11 protein-coding genes are annotated in these 10,045 nt (G+C 62.8%); all 11 read left to right on the top strand.

The window, feature by feature from the left end; all coding sequences use genetic code 11:
• Window positions 1–16: 16 nt before the first annotated feature.
• Window positions 17–904: a fumarylacetoacetate hydrolase family protein gene (locus ACMLHZ_RS13955; RefSeq protein WP_418668279.1), complete on the top strand. Its 888-nt coding sequence runs from the start codon at window positions 17–19 to the stop codon at window positions 902–904.
• Window positions 905–931: 27 nt separating this feature from the next.
• Window positions 932–1,978 (top strand): TRAP transporter substrate-binding protein, encoded by a 1,047-nt coding sequence (locus ACMLHZ_RS13950; protein WP_418668278.1) that lies wholly within the window; start codon window positions 932–934, stop codon window positions 1,976–1,978.
• Window positions 1,979–2,045: 67 nt separating this feature from the next.
• Entirely contained in the window at window positions 2,046–2,528 is a 483-nt protein-coding gene (locus ACMLHZ_RS13945) for a TRAP transporter small permease (protein ID WP_177562608.1), read from the top strand.
• Window positions 2,525–3,802: a TRAP transporter large permease gene (locus ACMLHZ_RS13940; RefSeq protein ID WP_418668277.1), complete on the top strand. Its 1,278-nt coding sequence runs from the start codon at window positions 2,525–2,527 to the stop codon at window positions 3,800–3,802. Before ACMLHZ_RS13945 ends, ACMLHZ_RS13940 begins: the two co-directional genes overlap by 4 nt.
• A 37-nt stretch (window positions 3,803–3,839) precedes the next feature.
• A complete protein-coding gene (locus ACMLHZ_RS13935) occupies window positions 3,840–4,928 on the top strand; it encodes a mandelate racemase/muconate lactonizing enzyme family protein (RefSeq protein WP_418668276.1) in 1,089 nt (362 codons plus the stop codon).
• A gap of 237 nt (window positions 4,929–5,165) precedes the next feature.
• Window positions 5,166–6,047: a phosphate ABC transporter substrate-binding protein gene (locus ACMLHZ_RS13930; protein WP_418668275.1), complete on the top strand. Its 882-nt coding sequence runs from the start codon at window positions 5,166–5,168 to the stop codon at window positions 6,045–6,047.
• A 119-nt stretch (window positions 6,048–6,166) separates the two neighbouring features.
• Window positions 6,167–7,003 (top strand): phosphate ABC transporter permease subunit PstC, encoded by an 837-nt coding sequence (pstC, locus tag ACMLHZ_RS13925; protein ID WP_177562635.1) that lies wholly within the window; start codon window positions 6,167–6,169, stop codon window positions 7,001–7,003.
• Entirely contained in the window at window positions 7,000–7,923 is a 924-nt protein-coding gene (gene pstA, locus ACMLHZ_RS13920) for a phosphate ABC transporter permease PstA (protein WP_418668274.1), read from the top strand. Before pstC ends, pstA begins: the two co-directional genes overlap by 4 nt.
• A complete protein-coding gene (gene pstB / locus ACMLHZ_RS13915; protein ID WP_418668273.1) occupies window positions 7,920–8,681 on the top strand; it encodes a phosphate ABC transporter ATP-binding protein PstB in 762 nt (253 codons plus the stop codon). Before pstA ends, pstB begins: the two co-directional genes overlap by 4 nt.
• 11 nt (window positions 8,682–8,692) lie before the next feature.
• Complete coding sequence (gene phoU / locus ACMLHZ_RS13910; protein ID WP_418668272.1) at window positions 8,693–9,337, top strand: phosphate signaling complex protein PhoU; 645 nt, start codon at window positions 8,693–8,695, stop codon at window positions 9,335–9,337.
• Between the two features lie 503 nt (window positions 9,338–9,840).
• A partial coding sequence (locus ACMLHZ_RS13905) for a GntR family transcriptional regulator (RefSeq protein WP_418668271.1) occupies window positions 9,841–10,045 on the top strand: 205 nt, incomplete at its 3' end.

Below are 10,045 nucleotides of genomic sequence, written 5' to 3'. Positions count from 1 at the left end.
GTGAAAGGAGGCTGCGATGCGATTTGTGAGATACAGGGCGTGGGGCGCGGAAGCTTTGGGCATACTGGATGCCGGAGGGGAAAGCGTTGCGCCGCTGGAACAGTTTGAGGGGTGCGGCTTTGCCGATATGAACGAGCTGATCCGGGGGCTGGGCCCCGCCCAGCGGGGAGCGCTGGAGGCCTTTGCGCGGGGAGACGCGCCGGCGGCAAGGCTGCTGCCCCTGGCCGAAGTGGAGCTGCTGGCCCCCATCGGGCGCCCGGTACACGACATTTTGTGTGTGGGAGTGAACTACCAGGCCCATTTTGACGAGTGCGAGCGGGCGATCCAGATGAAGCAGGCGGCGGCAGCGGTGTACTTTGCCAAGCGCGCCGGCCGCATCCTGGGGCCGGGGGAGGCGATCGAGAGCCACCGGGGGCTGGACGAGGCGCTGGACTACGAGGCAGAGCTGGCGGTGGTGCTGGGCAAGGGCGGGCGCGACATCCCGCCGGAGCAGGTGGAGGAACACATTTTCGGCTACAGCGTGTTCAACGATGTGTCGGCCCGGACGCTGCAGAGCAGGCATGCACAGTGGCTGCGGGGCAAAAGCCTGGACGGTTTTGCGGTGATGGGGCCGGCCCTGGTGACGGGGGACGAGGTGGCCTTTCCGCCGGAGCTGGAGGTGGAGAGCCGGGTGAACGGCGAGGTGCGGCAGCACGCGAATACCCGGGCGTTCATCCGGGGCGTGGCGGAAGTGATCAGCGAACTGTCGCGGGGGATGACGCTGGAGGCGGGGGACATCATTGCCACCGGGACCCCCGCGGGCGTGGGAATGGGGTTTGACCCGCCCCGTTACATGAAGCCGGGGGATGTGGTGGAATGCGAGGTACAGGGCCTTGGCGTGCTGCGCAACCCCATTAAAGAGTGATTGCAACAACAAAAGGAGATGGATGAAATGAAGTGCACATGGAACAAAAAAGCGACGGCATTTTTGACGGCGGGCTGCATGGCCCTGGGACTTTTGGCGGGCTGCGGCGCGGCCCCGGCCAGCGGCGGGGGCGCGCCCGCGAGCGGCAGCCAGGGCCAGGGGGGCGCGGCGGACACGCCGGTGAGCCTGACCTGTGCCATTACCATGAGCGAGGATTCGGCTTATTACAAGGATCTGGAATACTTTGGCAAGCTGGTGAGCGAGCGCAGCGGCGGTACCGTGAGCCTGGACATTCAGGCGGGCGGTGTGCTGGGCAGCGAGACGGAATACATTGAGGGGCTGCAGGCGGGCACCATTGACGTGATGATCGTTTCCTTTTCGCCCCTGTCGGCCACTTCGGAGCAGTGCGGCCTGTTTGAGATCCCTTATCTGATCCAGGACTACGACCATTTGCGCCGCGTGTGGAAGAGCGACATCGGCGAGGACATCCGGGCCGACCTGGACAAGGTGGGCATCCGCTCGCTGGGGGTGCTGGATTTTGGCTACCGCGAGACCACCAACAACGTGCGGCCCATTGAAAAGCCGGAGGATCTGAAGGGCGTGGTGCTGCGGGTGATGCAGAGCGACATCCAGATCAAGGCCTGGGAGACGCTGGGGGCGACCCCGGTGACCATGGCGGTGACCGAGGTGTTCAGCGCCCTGCAGACCGGAACCATTGCCGGGCAGGAGAACCCCATCAATGCCATCTGCTCCAACGGGTTCCACGAGGTGCAGAAATATCTTTCGCTCACCGACCACCTTTACGCGCCGGTGCTGCTGGCGATCAGCAACGCCACCTGGCAGAGGCTGAGCCCGGCCCAGCAGGAGGCCATTACCAGCTCGATCGCCGAGACGGAGGATCAGTCCACCGCGATCCTGCAGGAGTACACCGACAGCGGCCTTGCCACCATTAAGGAGGCGGGCGTGCAGGTGAACGAGGTGGACAAGGAGGCCTTCCGCGCGGCCATCCAGCCGCTGCACGAGGCGCTGGCCTCCACCTACGGCGACGCGCTGGAGCGCATTAAAGCAATGTGACGCGGCCGGGGGCGGGGAGCCGGAGGAAAAAGCTTCCCGCCCTTTTTAAAACCGAAAGGAGAGGCCTATGAAAACATATATCAAGGTGGTAAACGCCCTGAACAAGGTCTTTGAGAACCTGGTGGTGGCGGTGCTGACCCTGCTGGCGCTGGTGGTGTTTTTGCAGATCGTGACCCGGTCGCTGCACATCTCGGTGGCCTTTTTGGAGGAGGCGGCCCGTTACACCATGATCTACCTGTGCTTTTTGGGCGCCGCGGTGTGCTGCCGGCGGGGCTCGCTGATCAAGGTGGACGTGGTGCACGACCTGCTGCCGCCCAAAGCCGCCCGCGCGCTGGAAGAAGCGGTGAACCTGGTATCGGCCGTGTTTTTGTGCTTTGCACTGTACAGCTGCTGCAAGTACCTGCCCCTGGGGTTCAACAGCGACGCTTCCAGCATGAAGGGCATCAAGATGTTCTGGTTCTACCTGTCCATGCCGCTGGGGCTGGGCATGATGCTGCTGAACCTGGTGGCAAACACCTATGAACGCTGGAAGGGGGAGGAAAAGGAATGAGCGCGTTTATCTACATTTGCCTGCTGCTGTGCTTTGCCGCGGGGGTGCCCATCGCCTTTTCTCTGGGCGCCGCCTGCGTGGCGGCCATTGCCAGCGACCCCTCGATGAGCATGGTCTGGATCGCCCAGCGCATGTTCGCGGGCATCAACTCGTTCCCCTACCTTGCGCTGCCCTTTTTTATCCTGGCGGGCAACATCATGGCCGAGGGGGGCATTTCCAAGCGGCTGGTGCGCTTTTTTTCCACCCTGGTGGGGCGGTTCAGCGGGGGGCTGGCCATTGTGGCGATTGTGGTGTCGCTGTTTTTTGGGGCCATCTGCGGCTCGGCGGCGGCCACCTGCGCGGCGGTGGGAGCGATTTTGATCCCGGGTATGCTGCAGAAGAAATATTCCGCGCCCTTTTCCGCGGCCACTGTGGCTTCGGCCTCCTGTATCGGGGTGATGATCCCGCCCAGCGTGCCCATGGTGCTGTACTGCTTTATGGCGGGCACCTCGATCAGCGACGGGTTCACGGGGGGCATTGTGCCCGGCATTTTGTTTGCGGTGGCGTTTATTGTGATCGCGGCCATTGTAAGCCGCAAAAAGCACTACGGCGGCGACCGGGCCTACAGCGGCAGGGAGATCTGGGCCGCATTTAAGGATTCGATCCTGGCGCTGCTGACCCCGGTCATTATTCTGGGCGGCATTTACAGCGGCTTTTTCACCGCAACCGAGGCGGCCACGGTCGCGGTGATCTACAGCGTGCTGGTGAGCATGTTTGTTTACCGGGAGATGAGCTGGACGCGGCTGAAAAAGGTGTTTTTGGAATCCGGGCTGCTGGCGGCCTCGATCCTGCTGATCATCTCGGTGGCGGCGGTGTTCGGGGTGGTGCTGACCAAGCAGCACGTGCCCCAGATGCTGGCCGAATTCTTCAGCACCGTGGCCGGCAACAAATACGTGTTCCTGCTGCTGGTGAACCTGCTTTTGCTGGTGCTGGGTATGTTTATGGAAAATTCCTCCTGCATTATTATTATGACCCCGCTGCTGGCCCCCATTGCGGCCAGCTACGGCATCGACCTGATCCACTTCGGCGTGATCCTGGTGTGCAACCTGGCGGTGGGCATGGTCACGCCGCCCTTCGGGCTGTGCCTGTTCATGGGCTCGGACCTGGCGGGGGCGAAGCTGGGCTCCACCATACGGTCGCTGGTGCCCTACCTTGTGGCCTCGCTGGCGGCGCTGGCCCTGATCACCTATGTGCCGGACATCAGCATGGGGCTGGTGCGGCTGCTGCGCCATTGACCCGACCCGGCCGCCGGACCCAAATAAAAAGGAGTGGATGGATTTGATCGTAAAGGATTTCCGCGTTTACCATATCTCGAAAAAGCTTACCCGGCCACTGCCCAACGCGGTGTACAGCCTGGAATACATCGAGCATGTGTTTTTGGAGCTGGACACCGAGGAGTACACCGGCGTGGGCATGGCGTACACCTTTAACCCGGACCAGGCCGAGGCCATGAAGGTGCTGGTGGAGGGGTATTGCCGGGCGCTGAGGGGGAAAGACCCCGCCTACGTGCGCCGCTACTGGAACGAGGCCCAGGGCACCATGGGCGGCTGCGGGCAGACCGGGCTTGCCATGTCTGCCTACGCGGCGGTGGACACCGCTTTGTGGGACCTGATCGCCCAGGAAGCGGGCAAGCCGCTGTATAAGCTGCTGGGCGCCAGAACCGACACCCTGCCGGTATATGGCAGCGGCGGGTGGCTGGTGCCGCAGCAGGAGATGATCGAGGAGGCGCTGTGGTTCAAGAGCCAGGGGTACACCCGGTATAAGCTCAAGCTGGGATTCCCCGACCCGCGCGAGGACCTTCGCCGCCTGGAGGCCCTGCGCAGGGCGGTGGGCGACGGGTTTGAGATCATGGTGGACGTGAACCAGGGCTGGAGCGTAAAGCTGGCCCGGCAGCTTGTGCCGGAGCTGAAGGCGCTGGGGATCACCTACCTGGAAGAACCGCTGCACTGCCAGGACTACAAGGGCAACGCCGAGCTGGCCCGCGCCAGCGACATCCGCATCTGCTCGGGCGAGTGCCTGTTCACCACCCGCGAGGTGTTCGAGCTGCTGCGCCTGGGGGGGGCGGATATGATCAACCCCGACCTGATGCGCTGCGGCGGCGTGACCGAGTTTGTGCAGGTGTGCGCGCTGGCTGGCGCCTTCCGGGTGCCGGTGACCGCCCACGTGCTGATGGAGGTGAGCGCCCATGTGATGGCCGCCAGCCCAACCGGGGGGCTTTTGGAGCATATCCCGGACTGGTGGGCGGGGGCGTTTGCCCAGGGGCCCGCGGTGCGGGACGGGCAGCTCACCCTGCAAAACCTGCCGGGCCTTGGGATCCGGTTCGACCAGGATTACATACAACAAAATCTTTACCGGGCCTGAAACGCCCGGCGCGGCCCCTGCTTTGGATAAAAGCGGGGGCTGCTTTTTGCGCTTTTGCGCGGCGCAGACGGCGCGCCGCCGTGTTGGGGCGCTTTGTAAAATTGCTTTTTCAAACCCAGCCACAGGTTTTACCCAGGTTTAACCGGTTTGTGATAGCGGATTTTCGAAAGGCGGAGCTATACTGAAAGCGTTCCAGGAAAGAACATGGACAGAACGACAAAAAGGGGAGAAAGTACCATGAAAAAAATTCTTGCACTTACCGCAGCCCTGGCGTTGGCCGCCAGCTTTGCCGCCTGCGGCGGCGGTACATCCAGCACGCCCGCTGCCGATCCGACCCAGACGCCCGCCTCCGCGGCCGCGCCCACCCAGGCGCCTGACGCCGCCCTGGAGGGCGGTGTGACCACCGGCGGCTCCACCAGCGTGGAAAAGGTGATCGGCGCGCTGAGCGAAGCCTTTATGCAGGCCAACGCCGGCGTGGACGTGACCTATGACCCCACCGGCAGCGGCGCGGGCATCACCGGCGCCTTGGAGGGGACCCTGGACATCGGCCTTTCCAGCCGGGCGCTGAAGGACGAGGAGAAGGCGGGCGGCCTGAAGGAGACTGTGTTTGCGCTGGACGGCATTGCCATTGTGGTGAACAACGGGAACGGCGTGGCCGACCTGAGCCTGGAGCAGATCAAGGGCCTGGCCGACGGGACCATCACCAACTGGAAGGACGTGGGCGGCGCTGACGCCCCGGTGGTGCTGATCGGCCGTGAGGCCGGCAGCGGCACCCGCGACGGCTTTGAGAGCATTGTGGAGGTGAAGGACGCCTGCAAATACGAGCAGGAGCTCACCAGCACCGGCGCGGTGATCGCCGCGGTAGCCGCGAACCCGAATGCGATCGGCTACGCTTCGCTGTCTGCTGTGGATGAAAAGGTGAAGGCCGTGACCGTGGAGGGCGTGGCTGCCAGCGAGGCCACCGTGCAGGACGGCACCTACAAGATCCAGCGCCCCTTCGTGTTTGTGACCAAGGAGGGCGCGGCCCTGAGCCCCGCCGCCCAGGCCTTTGTGGATTTTGCCCTGAGCGAGGACGCAAAGCAGATGGTCGCCGACGCGGGTGCGGTGCCCCTGCGCTGAGAGCCAGGCAAACCATGAGATGAAAAAGCCGCATGACCTTTGTGGCCATGCGGCTTTTCCCCAAGTTTAAAACCGGGAGGGGCTGCCCTGTGAAAACAAAGCATATCACGGAAGCTGTGATGCACGCGGTGTTCTTTAGCTGCGGCATGCTGGCCATCGCCTTTGTGGCGCTGATTACCCTTTATATTGTGACCGCCGGCCTGCCCGCCATCGGCGAGATCGGCCTGAAAGAATTTTTGCTGGGCGCGGAGTGGAAGTCCACCGCCGCCGAGCCGAAATTCGGCATTCTGCCCTTTATCCTCACCAGCTTTTGGGGAACCCTGGGCGCGGTGATCATCGGCGTGCCGGTGGGGGTGCTCACCGCGGTGTTCCTTTCCAAGGTGGCGGGACCGCGCCTGGCGGGCGTGGTGCGCCCGGCGGTGGAGCTGCTGGCGGGCATTCCCAGCGTGGTGTACGGCCTGGTGGGCATGATGGTGCTGGTGCCGCTGATGATGGAGGTGTTCCGGCTGAAAAACGGCACCTGCCTGCTGGCGGCCATTCTGGTGCTGGCGGTGATGATCCTGCCGGGCATCATCTCGGTGAGCGAAACGGCCCTGAACGCCGTGCCGCCTGATTATGAGCAGGCCAGCCTGGCGCTGGGGGCCACCTGGATGGAGACCGTGTTCAAGGTGAGCCTGCCCGCCGCCAAAAGCGGCATCGGCGCGGGCGTGGTGCTGGGCGTGGGCCGCGCCATTGGCGAGGCCATGGCGGTGATGATGGTGGCGGGCAATGTGGCCAACATGCCCGGGCTGTTCAAAAGCGTGACCTTTTTGACCACCGCGGTGGCCAAAGAGATGAGCTACGCCGGGGGCCTGCAGCGGCAGGCGCTGTTCAGTATTGCGCTGGTGCTGTTTATCTTTATCATGCTGGTAAACGGCCTGCTGGGCCGGGTGCTGAAAAGGGGGAACAAGGAATGAGCACGCTGGAGGCATGCGCCGCCCTGCCCGCGGGCAGGGCGCACGGCAAAACGGCGGAAGGGGCCCACGCGCAGGTGCGCAGGCTGAAAGGAGCGCTGCTGAAAGGCGCGGTGTACCTTGCAGCCGCCCTGACCTGTGCGCTGCTGGTGGGGCTGATCGGCTATATCTTCCTCAAGGGGCTGCCCGGCATTACCTGGGAGCTGCTGAGCACCGCGCCCAGCGCTTTAAAGGGGACGATCGGCATTCTGCCGAACCTGCTGAACACCCTTTACATCGTGGGCTTTGCGCTGCTGGCGGCGCTGCCGCTGGGGGTGGGAGCCGCGGTGTATCTGACCGAATATGCCGCCAGCCGCAGGCTGATCGCGGTGGTGGAGTTTGCCACCGAGGCGCTGGCTGGTATTCCGTCGATTTTATACGGCCTGGTGGGCATGCTGTTTTTCTGCCAGATGCTGCACCTGAAAACCAGCCTGCTCGCGGGCGGCTGCACCCTGGTGATTATGATCCTGCCCACCATCATCCGCACCACCCAGGAGAGCCTGAAAACGGTGCCCGGGAGCTACCGGGAGGGCGCGCTGGGTTTGGGGGCGACCCGGTGGTACATGATCCGCACCATTGTGCTGCCCTCGTCTTTGGAGGGGATTGTGACCGGCTGCATTTTGGCGGTGGGGCGCATTGTGGGCGAAAGTGCGGCGCTGCTGTTCACCGCGGGCGTGGGCACCGTGGTGGCCCAGAACGTGTTTGCAGCTTTTGGCCGCAGCGGCGGAACCCTTTCGGTGGCGCTGTATATGTACGTGAGCGAGCGGGGCGAATTTGAGGTGGGCTACGCCATCGCCGCCATTCTGATGCTGCTGGTGCTGGGGCTCAACGCGGCCACCCGGCTGGTGCGCAGGACAATGAAGAGCAAGGAGGGCGCAAAATGAGCGGAACCCCCATTTTGCAATCAAAGGAGCTGCACCTTTATTACGGCGAGGCCGAGGCGCTGAAGGGCATTGACATGCAGATCCAAAAAAACGAGATCACGGCCCTGATCGGCCCTTCGGGGTGCGGAAAATCGACCTTTTTAAAGACGCTGGACCGGATGAACGACCTGATCCCGGGGGTGCGCATCACCGGGCAGGTGCTGCTGCAGGGGCAGGACATTTACGAAAAGAGCGTGGACGTGAACGAGCTGCGCCGCAGGGTGGGCATGGTGTTTCAAAAGCCCAACCCGTTTCCCATGAGCATTTACGACAACGTGGCCTACGGGCCACGGCTGCACGGCAGCCACGGCAAGGCTGAGCTGGACGAGCTGGTGGAGCAGAGCCTGCGGGGCGCCGCCCTGTGGGATGAGGTGAAAGACCGGCTGAAAAAAAGCGCCATGGGCCTTTCGGGCGGGCAGCAGCAGCGGCTGTGCATTGCGCGGGCGCTGGCGGTGCAGCCGGACGTGCTGCTGATGGACGAACCCACCAGCGCGCTGGACCCGGGCAGCACCCTGCGCATTGAGGATCTGATGGCCGAGCTGAAAGAGAAGTACACGGTGGTCATTGTGACCCACAACATGCAGCAGGCGGGACGTATTTCAGACCGCACGGCCTTTTTTTTGCTGGGTGAGCTGGTGGAATACGGCCCCACCAAAGAGCTGTTCACCACCCCACGGGACAAGCGCACCGAGGACTATATCACCGGCCGGTTTGGCTAAAGGAGCGAGCGATGAGAGTGGATTATACCCAGGCGCTGGCCCAGCTGCGCCAGCACGTGCTGGACATGGGCTGCGCCATTGAAGAGGCCATTGGCCGGACCCAAACGGCCCTGGAGACCCTGGACCCCGCGCTGGCGTGTGGGATCATACAAGGCGACGACGCCTTTGACGAGATGGAGCGCCGCATTGAGCAGGAGTGCCTGGACCTGGTGGTCACGCAGGCGCCGGTGGCGGGGGACTGGCGGCGCATTGCCTCGGTGATGCGCATGATCGCCGACCTGGAGCGCATTGCGGACCATTGCAGCGACATCTGTGAGTATGTGCTGCGCCTGGAAAAGGCGCCCCGGGTGCCGCCCATTCCATATTTTGACGAGATGTTTTTTCAGATGCAGCGCATGGTGAGCGGCACAGTGCGGGCGTATGTGGAGCTGGACGTGGCCGCCGCCGAGCAGGTGGCCCGGCAGGACGACGTGCAGGACGACTACTTTGAGGAGGTGCTGGAGGAGCTGGCCCACCGCATGGCGGCGGAAAACGCGGCAATTCCCCAGTACATCGATTACCTGCTGATCGCAAAATATCTGGAGCGCATGAGCGACCACGCCACCAACCTGGCAGGCTGGATCGCCTACATTGTGCGGGGCGAACTGCAGCTTTAAAACGCGGCGCGGCCAGGTGGAAGGAGGGCCGGGGAAATGGCCCTGCCTGACCTGGTTGTGAAAGAGGGCAGGGAACCCCGGGTTAAAAAGGGACGGGCGGCAGGCGGTTTTCCGCCTGCCGCCCGTCCCTTTTTAACTGCCTGCCTGCATTTTTAAAGGCGAAAATGCCGTAATAGCCCGAGCCAGGAGCGCTGGTTTTACAGCACCGGCCCTGCCGGCCCCAAGGGAGTTGTGGTTTGAAAAATAGCCCGTCCGAAAATTATGGATAAAAACAGCCGGACGAAATTGTGCTAAATAGATGAAAATAAAAAACAAACAATGAAAATACTGTTTGATATATTGACAGTGTCGAAAAAAGTCGCTATGCTAATATCACTGATATTATTACGGATAATATCAAAACGCGGCGACAAGCGGACAAGGGGGATACCCGCGCGCTTGCCCAGGCCAGCCGGTAAGATAAAAAAGGAAGGGCTGCCCGCACAGCGGGCAGGGTGAGGGGAATGCCAAGCAAGAATACCCTGACGGAACAGGTCTACGAGAGGGTTTACGAAGATGTGGTGAACGGCGTTTTTGTGAACGGCCAGGTGATCACCGAGAACATGTTGATCCAGCGCTATCATGTGAGCAAATCGCCGGTGCGGGAGGCGCTGGTATCCCTTTGCGACGAACAGGTGCTGCAGAGCATTCCCCGCACGGGGTACCAGG

This window comes from Allofournierella sp. (assembly GCF_048388525.1).
GTDB lineage: Bacteria > Bacillota > Clostridia > Oscillospirales > Ruminococcaceae > BQOK01.
Note: the sequence above shows the minus strand (reverse complement) of the source record. Positions and strands in the feature narration are given on the sequence as shown.

What these genes read in the sequence shown, in the direction of transcription:
- ACMLHZ_RS13955 (WP_418668279.1), top strand. Translation starts at nt 17, where the DNA reads ATGCGATTTGTGAGATACAGGGCGTGGGGCGCGGAAGCTTTGGGCATA.
- ACMLHZ_RS13950 (WP_418668278.1), top strand. Translation starts at nt 932, where the DNA reads ATGAAGTGCACATGGAACAAAAAAGCGACGGCATTTTTGACGGCGGGC.
- ACMLHZ_RS13945 (WP_177562608.1), top strand. Translation starts at nt 2,046, where the DNA reads ATGAAAACATATATCAAGGTGGTAAACGCCCTGAACAAGGTCTTTGAG.
- ACMLHZ_RS13940 (WP_418668277.1), top strand. Translation starts at nt 2,525, where the DNA reads ATGAGCGCGTTTATCTACATTTGCCTGCTGCTGTGCTTTGCCGCGGGG.
- ACMLHZ_RS13935 (WP_418668276.1), top strand. Translation starts at nt 3,840, where the DNA reads ATGGATTTGATCGTAAAGGATTTCCGCGTTTACCATATCTCGAAAAAG.
- ACMLHZ_RS13930 (WP_418668275.1), top strand. Translation starts at nt 5,166, where the DNA reads ATGAAAAAAATTCTTGCACTTACCGCAGCCCTGGCGTTGGCCGCCAGC.
- pstC (WP_177562635.1), top strand. Translation starts at nt 6,167, where the DNA reads ATGCACGCGGTGTTCTTTAGCTGCGGCATGCTGGCCATCGCCTTTGTG.
- pstA (WP_418668274.1), top strand. Translation starts at nt 7,000, where the DNA reads ATGAGCACGCTGGAGGCATGCGCCGCCCTGCCCGCGGGCAGGGCGCAC.
- pstB (WP_418668273.1), top strand. Translation starts at nt 7,920, where the DNA reads ATGAGCGGAACCCCCATTTTGCAATCAAAGGAGCTGCACCTTTATTAC.
- phoU (WP_418668272.1), top strand. Translation starts at nt 8,693, where the DNA reads ATGAGAGTGGATTATACCCAGGCGCTGGCCCAGCTGCGCCAGCACGTG.